A 17,423-nucleotide genomic window follows, 5' to 3' on the forward strand; every position below is an offset into this window, starting at 1 on the left:
TACCACTCGATGGTCTGGCGCACCCGTGCGGGCAGGGGCACGTCGCGGTATTCTCCCGGCTTGCGGTGCTTGAGCCGCTCGTACTGGCAGGTGGTCCGGTTGACCTGCTCGGTGATGCGGTAGACGTCGTCGGCGACGATGTTGTTGACGTTGACCGCGAATGCTTCGCCGTTGCGCATGCCGCAGCCGCTCATCAGGTCGGCGACCAGCAGGAAGCTGTCGTCGCCGGCGGTGCGTATCTGCCCCAGCTGTTCGGGTGAGGGGATCACCACCCGCTTGGGGTCGTACTGCGGCGGCTTGATCCCGGCGACCGGGTTGTCGTCGAACAGGCCCAGCCGGTTCGCGTCCAGCAGGATCGCCTTCAGCTTGTCGAAGCAATTGGCCTGCGCGGCCAGGCCGACGCCGTTGCGTTCCAGGGCCTGGAGGAAGCCCTCGACGACCTTGTGGTCGAAGGTGTTCACCCGCCGGCTGCCCAGCAGCGGCAGCAAATGAATGTTCAACAGCGACTCCAGGTGCACCACCGACGCCGGGCCGAGATCCCGCTGGCCGGCCTTCCACTCGACGGCGTACTCCTTGAACCGCATCGCCCCGTACTTCGCGACCCGGTCCGCCTTCGCCTGCCCCCGCGGCGCAGACTTCCTCGCGTTGTAGACCTCCGTCAAACGCGCGATCGCCTTGTCCTGGGTCGCAAACCCGGACTCCTTCACCTGCTTCCCGGCCGCCGACCGATACCGCACCTTGTACGCGTGCGGACACTTCGACCACCGCGACCGCGGATGCTCACACTCCTTGAAAAACGAACCCATCCCACGAACCAAGCCAGTGGCACTCACGGTTGCTGACCCTCCAGGACCGATGACGACAGTTTGCTCACCGTCGGCGATCCGGAACGCCGCTGACCTGCGCAAAGGTGTGCAGGATTAGCTATGTTCTGGAACTGGATCGGACGCTCCCAGGAGGAGATCGTGCAGGCCCGCCGGGACTGGATGGAAGGGACACGGTTCGGCGAGGTGAAGGGCTACGACGGGGCTCCACTGCCCGCCCCGGCGCTGCCGGCGGTGCCGTTGAAACCGCGAGGGAGGACGCGTTGACCTGCGGTGATGCGCCGGTTCTGCCGGCCGCTGGGGGACGGGTGGTCAGCTGTCCGCATTGCTTTTGACTCCCCTCTCGGCAAGCTCCTGAACAACTGGCTGACCTCAGGCTTGGCCGGAGGCCGCGTCTGGCGAGAAGGGCAACGCTTGCACCCGTCACGTCACATGCAAAGCCAAACGGGGACGACGTCCTACTCGTTCTGCCCGCCCGCTCAGTCGCGGTAGGCGTGGGTCTGCGTGGCCTTGACCGTGGCCCAGACGGTGGCGCCGGGGTGCAGGCCGAGTTCCGCGGCGGCGAGCGTGGTCAGGTCGGCGACGAGGGGGAGTTCGCCGGTGAGGTCCGCGCGGATCTGGTCGCCGTGGGTCTCGAGGCCCGCGACCTCGCAGTGCCAGACGTTGCGGGCGCTGGAGCCGGTGGGGCGGTCCCGGTGCAGGGTGACGGCGCTGGGCGGGAAGGCGACGAAGACCGGCCCGGTCAGTTCCTCGGTGGTCGTGATGGCGGGCCCGTCGTCGAGCCGTACCGCGTGGCCCTCGGCGCGGCCTCGGTAGAGGTTGAGGCCGACCAGGTGGGCGATGTAGTCGGTCCGCGGGCGGCGGGCGATGTGGGAGGGGGCGCCCTCCTGGACGACGTGTCCGTCCTCCACGACGACGAGGTGGTCGGCGAGGACCATGGCGTCCAGGGGGTCGTGCGTGACGAGTACGGCGACGGCCTCGAAGTCGGCCAGGTGGTGACGGAGTTGAGCGCGGACCTCGAGGCGGGTGCGGGCGTCGAGAGCGGCCAGCGGCTCGTCGAGGAGCAGCAGCCGGGGATGGGTGGCCAGGGCGCGGGCGAGGGCGACGCGCTGGGCCTGGCCGCCGGAGAGCCGGCGCGGTTTGGTGGCCGCGTGCTCGGCGAGACCCAGGCGTTCCAGCCACGCGGCGGCCTGTGCCCGCGCCTGCGCCTTGGCCGTGCCCCGGCAGCGTGGTCCGAAGGCGACGTTGTCGAGCGCGGTCAGGTGGGGGAAGAGTAGGTAGTCCTGGAAGACGACCCCGACCGGCCGGGACTCCGGCGGTGTACGGTCCAGCTCCACGCCGTCGAGCCGCAGGTGACCGTCCGTGAGGGGCACGAGGCCGGCCAGGGCGCGCAGGGCGGTGGTCTTGCCGGCGCCGTTGGGGCCGAGCAGCGCGACGACGTCGCCGGGTGCGGCGGTCAGCGCCACGTCGAGGCGGAAGCCGCCCCGCTCGACGACGAGCCGCGCGTCGAGGCCCCCGCCGGGCTCCGCGTCCCCGGCGGCCTGGTTCGTCTGCCCGGTGTTCTTCCCGGTGTCGGTCATGAGGTGGTCATCCAGCGGTCGCGCAGGCCGGCGAGTACGGCGATGGACACGGCCAGCAGGACCAGGCTGAGGGCGACGGCCGCCTGTGGGTCGCTCTGGAGGGCGAGGTAGACGGCCAGCGGCATGGTCTGGGTGCGGCCGGGGAAGTTGCCCGCGAAGGTGATCGTCGCCCCGAACTCGCCGAGCGCCCTGGCCCAGGCCAGGACGGCGCCGGCGGCGATGCCGGGCGCGATCAGGGGCAGCGTGACCCGGCGGAACGCGGTGAAGCGGGAGGCGCCGAGGGTGGTGGCCGCCTCCTCGTAGCGGGGGTCGGCGGCGCGCAGGGTGCCCTCGACGCTGATGACGAGGAACGGCATCGCCACGAACGCCTCCGCGAGGATCACCCCGGTGGTGGTGAACGGCAGCGTGATCCCGAACCACGAGTCCAGCCACTGCCCGACCACTCCGTTGCGGCCCAGCGCCATGAGCAGGGCGACACCGCCCACCACCGGCGGCAGCACCAGCGGCAGCGTCACCAGGGCCCGGACGAGACCGCGTCCCGGGAACTCCACCCGGGCCAGCAGCCAGGCCAGCGGGACGCCGATCACCATGCTCACCGCGGTCGCCGCCGTGGCGCAGATCAGCGACAGCCGCAGCGCCTGCCACACCTCGTCGCTGGTCAGCAGCTCCGGCATGCTCGACCAGGGGGCCCGGACCAGCAGCGCGAGGAGGGGGAGGACCAGGAAGACCAGGCCGATCAACGCGGGTACGAGCAGGGGCAGGGGAGCCCCGCCGCGCAGCCGGGTCCTCGACCGGACGCGGCGGCGCCACGGCCCGCCCGTGCGGGGGCCGGTGGCGGCACCGGACTTGAGCGGAGCGGTCACGGCGCGGTGAACCCGGCCTCGGTCAGGACCTGCCGGCCCTCGGCGGACCGCACCAGCTCGATGAACGCCCTGCCGGCGTCGGCGTTGGGGGCGTCCTTGAGCAGGGTGATCGGGTAGTCGTTGACGGCATCGGCCGACTCGGGGAACTCCACACCCTCCACCTTGTCACCGGCCGCCTGCACATCCGTCCTGTAGACGACCGCGGCGTCGGCCTCCTTGAGAACCACCTTGTTGAGCGCCGACTTCACGTCCTCCTCGTAGGAGACCGGAGTGAGCTTCAGGTCCGCGGCGGTCAGCGCCTTCTGGGCCGCCGCGCCGCACGGCACCGTCCTGTCGCACAGCACCACCTTCAGATCGTCCCCGGTGAGGTCCTTCAACGAGGCGATCTTGTCCGGGTTGCCGGGCGGGGTCGCGATCTCCAGCCGGTTGCGGACGAAGGTGGCCGGCGTGCCGGCGGCGGCATCGGCGTCCGTGACGACCTTCATGGTCCTGGGGCTGGCGGAGGCGAACACGTCGGCCGGTGCCCCGCTGGTGATACCCGCGGCGAGCGAATCGCTGCCGCCGAAGTTGAAGACGACCTCGGTGCCGGGGTGCCGCTCCTCGAAGTCCTTGCCCAGCTTGGTGAAGCTCTCGGTCAGCGAGGCCGCGGCGAACACGTTCACGGTCCCGGACGGCTTGTCCGGACCGCCTGCCGACGAGGCGCCGGACCCACCGCCGGAGTCCCCGTCCGAGGAGGAGCAGGCGCTCAGGGCCAGCAGCGCGGCGGCACCCGCGCCGGTCAGCCGCAGCATCCGGCGGGTCCGGCCGGTCCATCGCGCGCAACGGGTCATCACGGGTCCACTCCCTCGAGGTCCTCAACGGACGTACGCAGAGCATAGTGCCGCAGATGCGAGGCGAAAGTCTCCTGTCGCTTCGCATGAGCCGGATCTTGGATCCCATTGCATCGCATGTGCGTTTGTACGGTCAGGAGTGTCGGTCAGGAGTGTCGGTCAGGGTGTCGGTCGGGGGCTCGCGGGGCCCGAAGCGGACGTCCGACCGGTCCGCAACGCACGGCCGACCGGCCCGGCGGGTGAGCCGGACCGGTCGGTCCTCTTGCGTCGGATCAGTGGTGACCGTGCGGCCGCAGCCACTGCGGCCGGTGTCCGGCCGGGCGGCGGTGACCGGCCGGCTCGTTCCCCGCGGAGGTGCTGCCCCCTTCCTCCAGGCGGCCGGCCAGCACGTCACGCTCGGCGGTGGCCTGCCTGGCGGTCTCGCGGTCCCTGCGGCGCTTCTTGCCGCGGTGGCGCGCCAGCACCGTCCCGGCCAAGAGCATCCACATGCCCAGGCCGAAGATCAGGGTCAGGGCGATACCGCCGAGAAACGCCCCGAGGGTACTGATCGTGAAGGGGTCGCTCCCCAGCAGGGTCACGGTGTAGTCCGGACCGCCGGACAGGTTGTACGCGATCAGCAGGCCTGCGAAGGCGGCAGCGCCCGCCATGAGCAGGAGGCCCAGCACCAGCATGTCTCTCACCTCGTCGCACGTGGATGTCCTCCAACCGGGTCACCATCAGGAATGGGGCAAAACGCCCAACCTGGTTGCGATGCCGTCCAGGACGACAGGGCCGCCGCCACCCTCCGCGTCGGTGCCCCACCGGCCCCGGCCTCCGGACCGGGCGCGGTGGCGTTCTACCCTGGCCGCCGAGTGCCGCTGGGCGCCGACCGACCCGTAACCCCCGATCCCCCGGAGAAGGAGCCTCGCCCGTGGATCTGCGAGCCACCCTCGCCGCCCACCGCCTCGTCGCCATCGTGCGCGGGGACGACGCCGACGCCGCGCTGCGCACCGTACTGACCCTGGCCGAGGAGGGCGTGGAACTCATCGAGGTGTCGCTGACCGGCAAGGACGCCCTGCTGGTCATCGAACGGGCCAGAGCCGCCCTCGGACCCGGCCGGCCCCTGGGCGCCGGCACGGTCCTCACCGCCGACGACGCCGTGGCCGCCCACCGCGCCGGCGCCGACTTCGCCGTCACACCGGGCCTGGGGGAGGGCGTCGTGGCGGCCCGCGAGCAGGGCATGCCCGTCCTGGCCGGCGTCATGACCCCCACCGACGTGATCACCGCACGCACCCTCGGCGCCACCGCGCTGAAGATCTTCCCGGCGGCCCAGGCCGGTGGGCCCGCCTACGTCAAGGCCCTGCGCGGGCCCTTCCCGCACGAGATCCTCGTGCCCGTCGGCGGTGTCGACGAGGCCGCTGCCCGCGCCCACCTGGCGGCCGGCGCGACCGCGGTCGGCGTCGGTTCCCCGCTGATCGGCGACGCCGCGGACGGAGGCAGCCTCGACGCCCTCCGCGCCCGCGCCCGCGCCTTCCGCGCCGCCGTGGGGGAGGTCCGGCCGTGACCGGCGTGCGGCCCGTGTCCGAGGGCCACGACGCCACGGTGAGCGGCCGCGAGACCGCCGCCGATCCGGCCACGAGCCCCTGGCGGCCGCCGCGCGGACCCGTCGTGTGCCTCGGGGAGACCATGGCGGCCATGGCCCCGGCGCCGCCGCACTCGCTGGACGGCACGGAGTCACTGCTCGTGTCGGTGGCGGGGGCCGAGTCGAACGTGGCCATGTACCTCGCGGACCTTGGCCTGCCCGTCTCCTGGCTCTCGGCCGTCGGCGACGACGCGCTCGGCCGGCGGGTCCGGGCGGCCGTCGGACGGGCGGGCGTGGACGTCTCCGGTGTGCGCACCGACCCGGCACGGCCGACCGGCCTGCTCCTGAAGGACCCCGGCGCCGCCGGCACCCGCGTGCACTACTACCGCCGGGGCTCCGCGGCGTCGGCCCTCGGTCCCGACGTCCTGGACGACGAACGGTTCGACGGGGCCGCCCTCCTCCACCTGACCGGGGTCACCCCGGCCCTGTCCCCGTCCTGCCGGGCCCTGGTCGAACGGGCCCTGGACACCCCGCCGCGACGGCGCGCCCACGCCGTCAGCTTCGACGTCAACCACCGCCCCTCGCTGTGGCCCCCGGACACGGCCCCCGAGGTGCTCCGGGACCTCGCCGACCGTGCCGACATCGTCTTCGTCGGCCTGGACGAGGCCCAGGACCTGTGGGGCGCCGGCCTGACCGAGGCGGACGTCCGCGGGCTGCTGGGCCGCCCGCGGGTCCTCGTCGTCAAGGACGGCGGGCGGGGAGCCACCGCGTTCACCGAGCAGGAGGTGTGCACCGTGCCCGCCCTGGCCACGGAGGTCGTGGAGCCGGTCGGCGCGGGCGACGCGTTCGCCGCAGGCTTCCTCGCGGGACTGTGGCGCGGCACGGACCTCACCCGGGCCCTGCGCCTGGGTCACATCACCGCGGCCTCCGCGCTGAAGGTCGTGGGGGACCACGGACCCCTGCCCGACGAGGGCACCGTCGGTGCCCTGCTGGCCCTCGCCGAGCAGGACTGGCGTCAGGCGCCGATGTCGTAGAGCACGAACTGCTCCCACGAGCCCGAGACCTCGGCGGAGCGGGCGCGCAGCGCGTACTGGAGCGAGCCCGTGTAGCTGTTCTCCGTGGTCACGAAGAGGCCGTTCAGGGTGGACTGGAGCGCCCAGCGGTCAAGCGTCTCGTTGTAGTAGAGGACGAACCGCTCCCAGCCGCCCGCGCTCGTGGAGCGGGCGCGCAGAACGTTCTGGGCGCTGCCGGTGTAGTTCTTCTCCACCGCCACGTAGCGGTTGTTCGCCAGGGACCGCAGCGCGTACGTCTCGGTGGTCTCGTCCCACTCGAAGGCGTAGCTCTCCCAGGAGCCGCCGAACTCGGTCGAACGGGCACGCTGGACACCGGTGTTCGGCTCGGCGTAGTTCTTCTCGGTGGCCACGAAACGGTTGTTGCTGACCGACTGCACGGCCAGCAGCTCGGGCTCGGCGGCCGCGGTGGCGTCCCCGGCGGCGAGCGGGGCCCGACGGGCGTCCTTCTCCCCGGTGATCCGCGCCAGAGCGGTGGCGTCCACCGCCTCCCAGCCGGCCGGGACGGCCGCCGGCCGGTCGGCTTCGGGCGCCGCGACGGCGGTGGGAACGGTCAGCGCGGAGGCTGCCAGCAGGGCGCTCAGGGACAGCAGGACGGAGGTCGTACGTCGCACGGGAAATCCTCGGCTTTCGTCACACGGATACCGGGGCGGCGGGACGAGAATCCCGCGGGAATGGCAACCGGACATGACGGCGTCACCCCCGAATTTCTCCGCACCCCCCACAAGGCCGCGGTCGGCACCCCTCCCCGGGTGCCTCGGCAGCCGCCGCGCCGAATCGGCGAAGCGACTTCAGCATAGTGATGTTGAAGTGCGGACGGATACCGTTCCGCCCGCGATCGAGCGCTTCCGAACCGGAATTGCTCGGCATTACGGATTCCGTGGTCCGCCGTTAATTTCCCGGCAACGCGCCGTTACCGCGGCGGGCCGCCGCACCGGTCGGACGGGCTCAGCACGCCCTGCGCGTGGCTCCGTCGACGACGAACCCGACCCCGATGCCGAGCATCCAGGTGTCCTTCGCCAGGGCCGTACCCTCCTGGGTCGGGCGCAGGCTGCCTTCCTCGCGCATGCCCGGCGTGCGCAGGTACAGACCCACCAGCGCGGCCGAGAACGCGGTCAGGCCGATGCCCGCCACAGCCGTCGGAACGACCGGCAGAAGGAGTGCGGCGCCCAGCGTGATCTCACCCGCGGAAAGCAGTCGGAGGAAAGCCGTCGGCTGCATTCTGCCGAGGAACGGATATGTGTTCTTCGCCATTCCGTGCATCATGGCGGCGGTCTGCTCATCGGCTCCGCGCTTGCTCAGGCCGGAATTGAGAATGAAGGCCCCGGTGGCCAGTCGCGGGGCGACATGCCTGAGTTCGACGGGCAGACGCATGGGAACTCCTTGCGGTGTTTTCTGGGAACGGGCTCAGGCTACGGCGCGCGCCCACCCCGCGCAGTGCGGGCGTACAGGGTCTGCTCCGTTCGGGGCACGATGCTGTCCCGTCGCACAGGCGTCGCACGGGCGTCGCACAGGCCGTCGCACCCGCCGGGTTCCGGCAGGGCTCCGGCAGGGCGCGGGCGCCCCGTCTGCCGCTCGCCCGCTCCGGCAAAGGGTGAAATCCTTTTCAGACGCAGGTAGGGTGAGCAGGTGGACCTTACGCACAGTGAGAGGGCGCGGACGCAGGTGGTGACCATCCAGGACGTGGCGCGAGCCGCCGGAGTATCCCCGGCGACCGTCTCACGGGTCTTCAACGGCGGCAATGTCACCCCGGCACGGGCCCAGTCCGTGCAACAGGCGGCGGCGGCGCTCGGCTTCGCGCCCAACCGCCTCGCCCGGTCGCTGCGCAAACAGCGGTCCAGCGTGATCGCGCTGCTCATCCCGGACATCGAGAACCCGTTCTTCACCTCGCTCGCACGGGGCGTCGAGGACGCCGCGCAGCGCACCAGTCTCTCGGTGGTGCTGTGCAACTCCGACGAGGACACCGAGAAGGAGCGCCGCTACCTGGAGGTCGCGCTCGGCGAGCAGATGGCCGGCGTGATCGTGGCGGCGGCCTCCCAGGACGAGACGGACCTCGGCCCCCTGATCGCCCGGGGCGTCCCCGTCGTCGCCGTCGACCGCCGCCCCCGGGACGCGGAGGTGGACGCGGTCCGCCTCGACGACCGCCACGGCGGCGAGGCCGCCACCCGGCACCTGCTGCGGGCCGGGTACCGCAGGATCGCCTGCATCACCGGACCCCAGGGCGCCTCGACCTCCGAGGAGCGCCTGGCCGGCCACCGGGAGGCGCTGCGGGCGGCGGGTCCGGGCCGGGGCACGGACGACACCTACGTCCGCCACGCCGACTTCCGGGTCGAAGGGGGCCGGGCCGCGATGCGCGACCTCCTGTCGCTGCCCGAGCCGCCGGACGCCGTGTTCGTCGCCAACAACCTCATGACCATCGGCGTGCTCGACGCCCTGCGCGAGGCCGGGCTCACCCCGCCCGGCACCGGTGTCCTCTCCTTCGGCGACGTCCCGTGGGCCTCGCTGGTGCGGCCGTCCCTGTCGGCCGTGGAGCTGCCCTCGTACGAGCTGGGGCGTACGGCGGCCGACCTGCTGTTGCAGCGGATCGAGGGCGGCGCCGCGCCCCTGCAGACCGTGGTGCTGCGCACGACGCTCCAGGTCCGGGAGAGCACCGGCGGCCCGGCCGGCCGGTGAGGACACGGGAGCGGCGCCGCACCGGTCCCCTCGGCCGGTGCGGCGCCGCCCGGCACCGATGGAGTGTGTCCCGCTACTTGATGCCCGACGTCTTGATCGACTCGACGATCTGCCGCTGGAAGACGAAGAAGAGGATCAGCATGGGCAGCGCGGCCACCGTCGCCGCCGCCAGGATGTAGTTCCAGTTCGACGTGTACTGCGTCTGGAACGAGGCGATGCCCAGCTGGACCACCGTCAGGTCCTGGTCGCTGGTGGCGACCAGCGGCCAGACGAAGGCGTTCCAGTTGGCGAGGAAGAAGAAGATCGCCAGCGCGGAGAGGATCGGCCGGGACATCGGCAGCACGATGTTCCAGTAGACCCGCCAGTGGCCGCACCCGTCGATGACGGCCGCCTCCTCCAGCTCCTTGGGCAGCCCCAGGTAGAACTGGCGCAGCAGGAAGATGCCGAAGGCGTTGAAGATCGCCGGGATGATGAGGCCGGCGTAGCTGTCCAGCAGGCCCAGCTCGCGGGCGACCATGAACAGCGGGATCAGCACAACGGGCGCGGTGACCAGCAGGGTCGCGAAGATCGCGCCGAAGAGCTTCTCGCGGCCCGGGAAGCGCAGCCGGGCCAGGGCGTAGGCGGCCATCGAGTGGAAGAACAGGGCCGCGATCGTGATCACCGCGGAGATGAAGAAGCTGTTCCACAGGTAGCGCGCGAAGGGCACCTCCGTGAAGACGTACACGAAGTTGTCGAAGGTGAAGTCCGTCGGGATCAGCTTGCCGTCGGTGACGGTCTCGCGTGTCTTGAAGGACGACGTGAGCATCCACAGGACGGGCAGGACGCTGATCACGGACAGGACGACGGCCAGCGCGGTCAGCCCGGCGCGCGGGGTCAGCGGCCGGCGCCGGCCCGCCTCGGTGCCGGACCGTCCGGGGCCGCCGGGGCCGCCGGTCCCGGTCGTCAGGGTGTCACTGGCCATCGTCGAACCTCCCGCCTCTCGTGAACTTGAAGATCACCGCGGAGACGGCGACCATGATCAGCACCAGGAACGAGCCCATGGCCGACGCGTAGCCGTACTCACCGAACCCGAAGGCCTGCTGGTAGATGTAGAAGATCGCCAGCGACGTGCCGTTGGCGGGCCCGCCGTTGGTCAGGACGAAGATCAGGTCGAGGCCGCCGGTGATGGCCGCGACCGTGGACATCATCAGGACGAAGAAGCTGGTCGGGCGCAGCAGCGGCCAGGTGATGGAGCGGAACTGCCGCCACGGACCGGCGCCGTCGAGCTTCGCGGCCTCGTAGTACTCCTGGGGGATCTCCTGGAGACCCGACAGGAAGATGATCATGTAGTAGCCCATCATCACCCACACCATGACCGCGATGACGCAGCCGAGGGCGAGCGAGGGGCTGCCGAGCCAGGACTCGCCGTCCAGGCCGGCCGCCCGCATGGCCCGGTTGACCGCGCCGGTCTGCTCGTCCAGCAGGAACTTCCACAGCACGCCGACCACCACGAGGCTGATGACGTACGGCAGGAAGAGCGCCGTGCGGTAGACGCCCATGCCGGGCAGCTTCTGCTTGACCAGCAGGCCGAGGCCGAGGCTCACGCAGAACAGCACGGGCACGAGGATCACCACGTACAGGCCGGTGATCTTCATGGAGTCCCAGAAGAGCGGGTCGTTCATCATGCGCTCGTAGTTGCCGAGCCCGATCCACTCGTAGCTGCCGAAGCCGCTGACCTGGAAGAAGCTCAGCGCGACGGACAACACCATCGGGACGGCGACGAAGACCAGCAGCCCCAGGACGTCGGGGGCCAGGAAGAGCGCGGCGGCCAGCCACTCGCGGTGCCTGCGGCTGAGCCCGGGGCCTCTGGTCGAGGCCGGTGCCTGCGCCGGGGCCGCGGCGGCCCGGCGCTCCTTCGCGGCGACGCTGCTCATATCAGGCTCGCCCCCTTGTAGCTCTTGGTGTACGCGTCGATGGACCGGGTGGCCCGCTCGATCTCGCTCTCCACGCCGCGGCCGGCGAGCATGGTGCCCTGGATGGCGTCGGAGATCGCCTTGTAGACCACCGGGGGATAGCGCGGTTCGGCACGGCCCCCGGGGAAGATCTCGTCCTTGAAGCGGCGCATCACCTCGGCGTCGTAGCCGCCCTTGGCGGCGCCGCGCTCCAGGGCGCTGGCGCGGGGCGCCACGTCGGTCTTGGCCCGGACGCACCAGTCGACCATCCGGTCGATGGAGTCGTCCTTCATGGACCCGAGGGCCCAGACGCAGAACTCGGCCGCGACCTCGGGATTGCGGCCCTGCGCGTTGGCGCAGAAGGACCAGCCGCCCAGCGCGGTGACGTAGTCGCCGCCCGGGGGAGTGGGGAGCTTGAAGACGCCGTACGGGTAGTCGGGCGCGAACGCCTTGAAGCTGGCGACGTTCCAGATGCCCTGCTGCCACATGCCGACGTTGCCGCCCTTGAAGCCGCCGATCACGTCGCCCGCGGCGGGCACGGTGCGCGGGGCGATGCCGTGGCGCACGGCGTCCTGCCACAGCGTGAGGGCCTGACGGGTGCCCTTGGAGTCGAAGGCGACGCCGCCGCGCTCGTCCAGGACGTCGCCGCCGCCCTGCCACATCCACGGGTACCAGGTGAAGTTCTGGTAGTAGCCCGGGTTGGTCTCGAAGACGAGCCCGGCCGTGGTGCGGGAGCCCAGCTTGTCGCCGATGTCGAGCATCTGGTCCCAGGTGGTGGGGATGTCGGCCTCGGACAGGCCGGCCTTCTCCCACAGGCCCTGGGAGTAGAACATCGCCAGCGGCTCGACCTCCATGGGGAGGGCGTAGACCTTGCCGTCGACCTTGCGGCTGTCCAGGGCGGAGCCGAAGTCCTCGACGGCCGCCTTCTCCATGTGCGGGGTGAGGTCCTCCAGGACGCCCCCGTTGTAGTACCGCAGGAAGTCGCCGGGGGAGAGCATGAAGATGTCCGGGCCCTCGCCGGTGGCGAAGGCGGACGGCAGCTTGAAGCCGTTGAGGTAGGTGGGCTGCGGCAGGTAGACGAGGTCGATCTGCTGCTTGTGGGTGGCGTTCCACTTCCCGACCATGTCGGTGAACCACTTGGACTGCGCGTTGATCGCCGGGTCGGGCGAGCGCTGGGGTCCGTAGAAGTTCCAGAACTGGAGGTTGCCGCCCTTCGCCCGGGCCGTGCCGCAACCGGTGAGCAGGGCCGGGGCCGCGACCGCCGCGCCGGTGCCCGCCATGGCGGTGAGGAAGCGGCGGCGTGAGGTGCCGGCCGGGGACGGAGCCGGGTGCCCGGCTTCATTGCCGTGCTGGAGCATGCGTGCGCTCCTGTCGGGGTGGGATGGAGTCGGAGGTGGGACGCTGTGGGGGCGTGGGGAGAGGACGTGCGGGGTCAGTCGACCTCGAGCGTGAGCAGGTCCGGAGCGGCCGGACGGGACGCGCAGGCGGGTGCGTCCAGGTAGAACAGCGAGGTGCTCGCGATGTCGTCGCTGGTGTGCCGGTAGCGGTGCGGCAGCCCGTTGCCCTGGCCCGGACCGATGCCGAGGCTCTGCACGGTGACGCTCAGGTCCTCCGCGAAACGGACGGGGTCCAGGACGTGCCAGCGGTACATCCCGAACCGCTGCTGGCTGCGGTACAGCCCGTCCGGGCGCAGGATCTGGTTCAGACCGAGATACGGGGTGGTGTACGCGGTGTAGCCCTGCCCGGGGACGTCGAAGTTCCAGGCGCCGCCGAAGTAGTCCTCGGTGCCGGTGCCGCAGATCGTCGGGTACTCGTCGTCGCCGTCGAGATAGAACTTCAGCTCGCCCTCGCCCCACCAGCCGGGGCTGTTGACGCCCCACGCCAGGTACGTGCCCACGTAGCTGCCGGCGCCGGTGACGCCGTCGAGCAGGGTGTGCACCTCGCCGAACGGCACGGGGTGGCTGCGGCGCCACTGGGCGTGGAAGTAGGAGGCGTCCTCCTCGACCTCGTCCAGTTCGTAGTCCACCTGGTAGTACAGCGTGACCTTCTCGGCGGTCAGGTTCTCCAGGGTGATGCGCGCCTTGCGGCGGAAGGGCATCGGCCAGTACGCGTTGAAGCCGCCGTTGGGGTTGGCCGCGACGGGCACGGAGGAGACCTGGCTGAAGACGTTCCAGCCGTTGCAGAAGAAGTCGCCGAGCGGGACCTCCACGGCCGGGGTCTCCTCCCCCTCCCAGTACATCCGCAGCAGGGTGCCGCGCCAGGCGCCGTGCGGATCGGTGGTGCACCACAGGTGACGGATGGTGCCGGGGCCCTCGATGTCCGCGAGCACCGCCGTCTCGCCGGCGGCGATGTCGATGCTGGGGGAGATCTTCCAGCCCGGTCCGAGACGGCTCGCCGCCACGGCTCCGGTGCCCTCCGTGGCCCGGCCGCCGCCGGCCCTGGCGCCGGTGAAGTTCTCGGCGCTGATGGAGCGGCTCACGGCGCGCGTCCTGCGGGAGATGCCGTCGAGTCCAAAGGTCGTCATCGTGTCTTGCCCTCAAGGTGGAGTTGCGGAGCGCGCCGTGGGCCCGAGGGGGCGTCGTGGGCGCGGGGAGGACGGTACGCCGTCTTCGTGACGCCGTTCCGTTCCTGCATCCCTGAAATCCATTTCACCGAAACGTAGAGCGGCCTCCAAGGGGTGTCAAGAGGTGAGACGCCTGCGCGTTTCCGCGCCGCGTCCACCCCCTTTGACCCGGCCTTCTGCGGACAAGTCGCGTCATGTGCGCGCTCCCTTGACGCTGAAATCGATTTCTGCGAACGTGCTCGCCATGCCTCGCAACGCAGTCATCGGTGTGGACATCGGCACCTCGAGCAGCAAGGGCGTACTCGTCGGCCTCGACGGCACCCTGATCCGCTCGGCCGTACGGGAGCACACCCCCGCCAGGCCGGGTCCCGGCCGCTTCGAGATGGACGCCGCCGTCTGGTGGGACGAGTTCACCGCCCTCGCCCGCGAACTGGCCGCCCCCGGCGACGTCACCGTGACCGCCGTCGGCGTCAGCGGCATGGGGCCGTGCGTCCTGCTGACCGACGAACACGACACGCCGCTGCGCCCCGCCATCCTCTACGGCGTGGACACCCGCTCGGTCCGCCAGATCGAGCGCATCGAGGCCGGGCTCGGCGCGGACGAGATCATCCGCCGGGGCGGATCCGCCCTCACCACCCAGGCGGCCGGGCCCAAGATCGCCTGGATCGCCGACGAGGAGCCCGAGCACTACGCCCGCGCCCGCCGTCTCTACATGCCCAGCTCCTGGCTGGTCCGCAGGCTCACCGGCGCCTACGTCCTCGACCACCACTCGGCCAGCCAGTGCACGCCGCTCTACGACACCCATGCCCGCCAGTGGTACGCCCCCTGGGCCGCCGAGGTCGCCCCCGGCATCGAACTGCCGCCGCTGCGCTGGTCCGGCGAGACCGCGGGCACCCTCACTCCGGATGCCGCCCGGGAGACCGGCCTGCCCGCCGGCATCCCCGTCACCACCGGCACGATCGACGCCTGGGCGGAGGCCCTGAGCGTGGGCGCCCAGGGTACCGGCGACCTGATGCTGATGTACGGCACCACCATGTTCCTCGTCCACACCGTCCCGGAGCCCCTCACGAGCGAGTCCCTGTGGGGTACGGTCGGCGCCCTGCCCGGCACCCGCAACCTGGCCGGCGGCATGGCCACCTCCGGAGCGGTCACCAACTGGCTGCGGGACCTGTTCGCCGACGAGGACCACGCCGGCCTCACCCGCCGGGCGGCCGAGTCGGGGCCCGGCGCCAACGGCCTGCTGATGCTGCCGTACTTCTCCGGTGAACGCACGCCGGTCATGGACCCGGACGCCCGCGGCGTGATCGCCGGCCTGACGCTCTCCCACACCCGCGGCGACCTCTACCGGGCGGCCCTGGAGGCCACCGGCTTCGGCGTCCGGCACAACATCGAGGTGATCGAGGCGGCCGGCGGCGACATCCGCCGCGTGGTCGCCGTCGGCGGCGGCACGCAGGGCGACCTGTGGACGCAGATCGTCTCCGACATCACCGGCCGCCCGCAGGAGCTTCGCACCACCACCATCGGCGCGAGCTACGGCGGTGCGCTGCTGGCCGCCGGGCTCGTCCAGGACGTCTGTGTCGACGACTGGAACCCGGTGCGCGCCACGGTGACACCACGCCCCGAACACACCCGGCGCTACGACGACCTCTACGCCCTCTACCGGCGCCTCTACCCGGACACCTCGGACGTCGTCCACACCCTGGCGACGTTGCAGGACCGCTGACCGGCCGCCCCGCCGACCCACCCCTTCCGGGCACCGGCCGACTGCCCCGGGCCGTCGACCGGCCGCCCGGGCGCCGGGCACGACCCGCTCGGCCCCGCCGGCCCCCGCCGGCCGCACGCACAACCTACGGAGACCGCATGACCGCGTACACCCTGCCCGTGCTCCACGAGCCGCCGGCCGCCGAGCCGGCCACCGTCTACACCGTGACCAGCGGCGATCTCCGCCCCGCCGCCAACACCACGTGCTGGCCCACCCAGGAGAAGCTGGAGAAGGACCTCGCCGCCGCCGTCACCGCCCTCGGCCGGCAGGTGCGCCGCGGCCACCCGGTGGACGAGGCCAAGGGCCACGGGTTCATCGACAGCCAGCGCGCCGGCATCGAGGTCTTCAAGAACCTGCCCAAGGACGCCCCGCTGATCGTCGTCGAGGCCGTCTGGCAGTACAGCCACCACGTTCTCGCCGGGCTGCGCAGCCACCGGGGCCCGATTCTGGTCGTGGCGAACTGGAGCGGCGAGTTCCCGGGCCTGGTCGGCCTGCTGGGCCTGGCCGGCAGCCTCACCAAGGCGGGCGTCGACTACTCGGTGCTGTGGAGCCCCGACTTCACCGACGACTGGGCGCGCGAGGGCCTGCGCACCTGGCTGGAGACGGGCACCCTCACCCACGACACCGGCCACGTCCGGCCCCTGCCCCCGCTGCCCGAGGACGCCGAGACCGAACTGGGCACGGCCCTCGCCCGGCAGCTGCGCGCGGAGAAGGCGATCATCGGCGTCTTCGACGAGGGCTGCATGGGCATGTACAACGCCATCATCGACGACGAGTTCCTCAACCCCCTCGGGATCTACAAGGAACGCCTCTCGCAGAGCGCCCTGGTCGCGGAGATGAACAAGGTCTCCGACGAGGAGGCCCAGGCCGTCCGCACCTGGCTCGACGACGCCGGGATGACCTTCCACACCGGCACGGACGAGGCCACCGAACTCACCGACGCCCAGCTGCTCAGCCAGTTCAAGATGTACATCGCCGCGCTGCGCATCTCCGACGACTTCGGACTCGACGCGGTCGGCATCCAGTACCAGCAGGGCCTCAAGGACACCGTCCCTGCCAGCGACCTCGCCGAGGGCCTGCTCAACAACGTCCAGCGCCCGCCGGTGCGCAGCCGCGACGGTGCCCGCGAGCTGTACGCCGGCGCGCCGCTGCCGCACTTCAACGAGGTCGACGAGGGCGTCGCCGTCGACTCCCTGGTCACCAACCGCATCTGGACGGCGATGGGCCTCGACCCGGCGACCACGCTGCACGACATCCGCTGGGGCGAGGAGTACGACGGCCGGTTCGTCTGGGTCTTCGAGATCTCCGGCTCCGTCCCCGCCTCCCACCACGGCGGCTACGACAAGTCGTACAGCATGCGGCAGCCGCCGATGTTCTTCCCGCTCGGCGGCGGCACCCTCAGCGGTGTCTCCAAGCCCGGCGAGATCGTCTGGTCGCGCGTCTTCCTGATGGACGGCCGCCTCCACGTCGACCTCGGCCGCGCGAGCGCCGTCGAGCTGCCCGAGGAGGAGACGCGGCGCCGGCTGGACGCCACCAACCCGCAGTGGCCGATCATGCACGCGGTCCTGCACGGCGTCACCCGCGACCAGTTCATGGCCCGCCACCGCGCCAACCACCTCAACGTCGCCTACGCACCCGACGCGGCCACCGCCGACCGGGCGCTGCGCGCCAAGGCCGCCCTCTTCGCCGAGCTGGGCGTCGAGGTGCACCTGTGCGGGGACGTGGCGCTGCGGGACGCGGTACCGGACGGTTCGTAGCATGCACTC

General features: G+C 71.6%; 15 protein-coding genes and 2 pseudogenes. 6 read left to right on the plus strand and 11 right to left on the minus strand.

Annotation, left to right across the window (positions count from 1 at the left end; translation table 11 throughout):
- A pseudogene (locus tag Sco07f_RS17545) lies at positions 1–737 on the minus strand (tyrosine-type recombinase/integrase); the annotation flags it as partial.
- A gap of 183 nt (positions 738–920) precedes the next feature.
- On the opposite strand from Sco07f_RS17545, the pseudogene Sco07f_RS17550 reads away from it, so the two are divergent.
- A pseudogene (locus Sco07f_RS17550) lies at positions 921–1,091 on the plus strand (pirin family protein); the annotation flags it as partial.
- 212 nt (positions 1,092–1,303) lie between these two features.
- Here the strand turns inward: Sco07f_RS17550 and Sco07f_RS17555 are convergent.
- The 4 genes from Sco07f_RS17555 to Sco07f_RS17570 form a co-directional block, all read right to left on the minus strand.
- Entirely contained in the window at positions 1,304–2,404 is a 1,101-nt protein-coding gene (locus tag Sco07f_RS17555; RefSeq protein ID WP_108988371.1) for an ABC transporter ATP-binding protein, read from the minus strand.
- A complete protein-coding gene (locus Sco07f_RS17560) occupies positions 2,401–3,267 on the minus strand; it encodes an ABC transporter permease (RefSeq protein WP_108988372.1) in 867 nt (288 codons plus the stop codon). Before Sco07f_RS17560 ends, Sco07f_RS17555 begins: the two co-directional genes overlap by 4 nt.
- Positions 3,264–4,097: a molybdate ABC transporter substrate-binding protein gene (modA, locus tag Sco07f_RS17565; RefSeq protein ID WP_108988373.1), complete on the minus strand. Its 834-nt coding sequence runs from the start codon at positions 4,095–4,097 to the stop codon at positions 3,264–3,266. The genes Sco07f_RS17560 and modA overlap by 4 nt, the downstream gene beginning before the upstream one ends.
- A gap of 272 nt (positions 4,098–4,369) precedes the next feature.
- The gene (locus Sco07f_RS17570) at positions 4,370–4,768 is read right to left on the minus strand and encodes a hypothetical protein (RefSeq protein ID WP_007387333.1); all 399 of its coding nucleotides are present in this window, start codon (positions 4,766–4,768) and stop codon (positions 4,370–4,372) included.
- Between the two features lie 239 nt (positions 4,769–5,007).
- On the opposite strand from Sco07f_RS17570, the gene Sco07f_RS17575 reads away from it, so the two are divergent.
- Positions 5,008–5,640, plus strand: coding sequence for a bifunctional 4-hydroxy-2-oxoglutarate aldolase/2-dehydro-3-deoxy-phosphogluconate aldolase (locus Sco07f_RS17575; protein WP_108988374.1), 633 nt, complete (start codon positions 5,008–5,010; stop codon positions 5,638–5,640).
- On the plus strand, positions 5,637–6,692 hold the full coding sequence (locus Sco07f_RS17580) for a sugar kinase (protein WP_108988375.1): 1,056 nt from the start codon (positions 5,637–5,639) through the stop codon (positions 6,690–6,692). The genes Sco07f_RS17575 and Sco07f_RS17580 overlap by 4 nt, the downstream gene beginning before the upstream one ends.
- Here the strand turns inward: Sco07f_RS17580 and Sco07f_RS17585 are convergent.
- Positions 6,674–7,342 carry a fascin domain-containing protein gene (locus tag Sco07f_RS17585; protein WP_007389300.1) on the minus strand — a complete coding sequence of 223 codons (669 nt, stop codon included), beginning with the start codon at positions 7,340–7,342 and terminating at the stop codon, positions 6,674–6,676. The two genes, Sco07f_RS17580 and Sco07f_RS17585, sit on opposite strands and share 19 nt — an antisense overlap.
- 334 nt (positions 7,343–7,676) lie before the next feature.
- The gene (locus tag Sco07f_RS17590; protein WP_007389301.1) at positions 7,677–8,102 is read right to left on the minus strand and encodes a hypothetical protein; all 426 of its coding nucleotides are present in this window, start codon (positions 8,100–8,102) and stop codon (positions 7,677–7,679) included.
- A 255-nt stretch (positions 8,103–8,357) separates the two neighbouring features.
- Between Sco07f_RS17590 and Sco07f_RS17595 the strand changes: the two genes are divergently transcribed.
- Complete coding sequence (locus Sco07f_RS17595) at positions 8,358–9,401, plus strand: LacI family DNA-binding transcriptional regulator (protein ID WP_007389304.1); 1,044 nt, start codon at positions 8,358–8,360, stop codon at positions 9,399–9,401.
- Positions 9,402–9,474: 73 nt separating this feature from the next.
- Here the strand turns inward: Sco07f_RS17595 and Sco07f_RS17600 are convergent, their stop codons facing one another.
- From Sco07f_RS17600 to Sco07f_RS17615, 4 genes are all read right to left on the minus strand, one after another.
- A complete protein-coding gene (locus Sco07f_RS17600) occupies positions 9,475–10,362 on the minus strand; it encodes a carbohydrate ABC transporter permease (protein WP_054101260.1) in 888 nt (295 codons plus the stop codon).
- Positions 10,352–11,314 (minus strand): carbohydrate ABC transporter permease, encoded by a 963-nt coding sequence (locus Sco07f_RS17605; protein ID WP_007389317.1) that lies wholly within the window; start codon positions 11,312–11,314, stop codon positions 10,352–10,354. Before Sco07f_RS17605 ends, Sco07f_RS17600 begins: the two co-directional genes overlap by 11 nt.
- The gene (locus Sco07f_RS17610; protein ID WP_108988376.1) at positions 11,311–12,690 is read right to left on the minus strand and encodes an ABC transporter substrate-binding protein; all 1,380 of its coding nucleotides are present in this window, start codon (positions 12,688–12,690) and stop codon (positions 11,311–11,313) included. The genes Sco07f_RS17605 and Sco07f_RS17610 overlap by 4 nt, the downstream gene beginning before the upstream one ends.
- 74 nt (positions 12,691–12,764) lie before the next feature.
- The gene (locus Sco07f_RS17615; RefSeq protein ID WP_108988377.1) at positions 12,765–13,856 is read right to left on the minus strand and encodes a glycoside hydrolase family 172 protein; all 1,092 of its coding nucleotides are present in this window, start codon (positions 13,854–13,856) and stop codon (positions 12,765–12,767) included.
- Between the two features lie 283 nt (positions 13,857–14,139).
- On the opposite strand from Sco07f_RS17615, the gene Sco07f_RS17620 reads away from it, so the two are divergent.
- Entirely contained in the window at positions 14,140–15,618 is a 1,479-nt protein-coding gene (locus tag Sco07f_RS17620; RefSeq protein WP_087792735.1) for an FGGY-family carbohydrate kinase, read from the plus strand.
- A 137-nt stretch (positions 15,619–15,755) separates the two neighbouring features.
- Positions 15,756–17,414, plus strand: a complete 1,659-nt coding sequence (locus Sco07f_RS17625) for a fucose isomerase (RefSeq protein ID WP_108988378.1) — start codon at positions 15,756–15,758, stop codon at positions 17,412–17,414.
- Positions 17,415–17,423 lie beyond the last annotated feature (9 nt).

It is taken from the genome of Streptomyces coelicoflavus (assembly GCF_003112555.1).
GTDB classification, from domain to species: Bacteria; Actinomycetota; Actinomycetes; order Streptomycetales; family Streptomycetaceae; genus Streptomyces; species Streptomyces coelicoflavus.

Coding starts and splice junctions, on each gene's coding strand:
- Sco07f_RS17555 (WP_108988371.1), bottom strand. CDS start 2,404: ATGACCGACACCGGGAAGAACACCGGGCAGACGAACCAGGCCGCCGGG.
- modA (WP_108988373.1), bottom strand. CDS start 4,097: ATGACCCGTTGCGCGCGATGGACCGGCCGGACCCGCCGGATGCTGCGG.
- Sco07f_RS17570 (WP_007387333.1), bottom strand. CDS start 4,768: ATGCTGGTGCTGGGCCTCCTGCTCATGGCGGGCGCTGCCGCCTTCGCA.
- Sco07f_RS17590 (WP_007389301.1), bottom strand. CDS start 8,102: ATGCGTCTGCCCGTCGAACTCAGGCATGTCGCCCCGCGACTGGCCACC.
- Sco07f_RS17600 (WP_054101260.1), bottom strand. CDS start 10,362: ATGGCCAGTGACACCCTGACGACCGGGACCGGCGGCCCCGGCGGCCCC.
- Sco07f_RS17605 (WP_007389317.1), bottom strand. CDS start 11,314: ATGAGCAGCGTCGCCGCGAAGGAGCGCCGGGCCGCCGCGGCCCCGGCG.
- Sco07f_RS17610 (WP_108988376.1), bottom strand. CDS start 12,690: ATGCTCCAGCACGGCAATGAAGCCGGGCACCCGGCTCCGTCCCCGGCC.
- Sco07f_RS17615 (WP_108988377.1), bottom strand. CDS start 13,856: ATGACGACCTTTGGACTCGACGGCATCTCCCGCAGGACGCGCGCCGTG.
- Sco07f_RS17620 (WP_087792735.1), top strand. CDS start 14,140: ATGCCTCGCAACGCAGTCATCGGTGTGGACATCGGCACCTCGAGCAGC.
- Sco07f_RS17625 (WP_108988378.1), top strand. CDS start 15,756: ATGACCGCGTACACCCTGCCCGTGCTCCACGAGCCGCCGGCCGCCGAG.